Source organism: Pseudoduganella aquatica, from assembly GCF_009857595.1.
GTDB classification, from domain to species: Bacteria; Pseudomonadota; Gammaproteobacteria; order Burkholderiales; family Burkholderiaceae_D; genus Rugamonas; species Rugamonas aquatica_A.
In genome coordinates this window covers 1-669 of record NZ_WWCU01000113.1, presented here as the reverse complement: position 1 = coordinate 669, position 669 = coordinate 1, and the positions used below count along the sequence as shown (strand labels likewise).

The following is a 669-nucleotide window of genomic DNA, read 5'->3' as shown; positions in this document are numbered from 1 at the left end:
GGGATTCTCATCCGAACGGCGCTGCGGCGCCTGGCGGTCGATGCGGTACACCGCCTGCATGCGCTTCTCCAGCACTCGCGGGCCCATCGATTTCGGTTCGCCGCCGCCATCGAGGCGCTGATCGAGACCGGCAGGCCGGTCTCGATCAGCGCCTCGATGGCGGCGGCGCCGCGGATGTCGCCGTAGGCCGCCCCGGTGCGCCACAGCGCGTCGGGGTGGAGCAGGGCGGCGGCGCCGGCGCCGTCGCGCCGGTCGACGCAGTCGAGAAAGCGCATCAGCAGCAGCCGCCGCGAGTGGCGCGCGGCATAGCTGGTGTGCAGCAGCGCCCGCGCGCGGGCCGAGTTGGGCGCCCCCAGTTCGGCCGCATACAGGGCCTGCACATCGGGATTCTCATCCGAACGGCGCTGCGGCGCCTGGCGGTCGATGCGGTACACCGCCTGCATGCGCTTCTCCAGCACTTGCGGGTCCATCGATTTCGGTTCGCCGCCGCCGCCCAGGCAGCCGCCCACGCAGGCCATGACTTCGATGGCGACGAAGTCGCGCCGCCACGCCTCGCCCGCCAGCAGGCGCTGCGCGGCGGCGATGCCGTTGCAGACGGCGATCCGGCCGACCCCGGCCAGCTGCGCCGTCTTGACGCCCTCGCCGGCGCCGCGCACCGGCTGCCATTCC

1 protein-coding gene is annotated in these 669 nt (G+C 73.7%); it reads right to left on the bottom strand.

From position 1 onward, the window contains the following. The coding region (locus GTP77_RS31135; RefSeq protein ID WP_187358903.1) for an iron hydrogenase small subunit at positions 1 to 669 on the bottom strand (669 nt) is incomplete at both ends.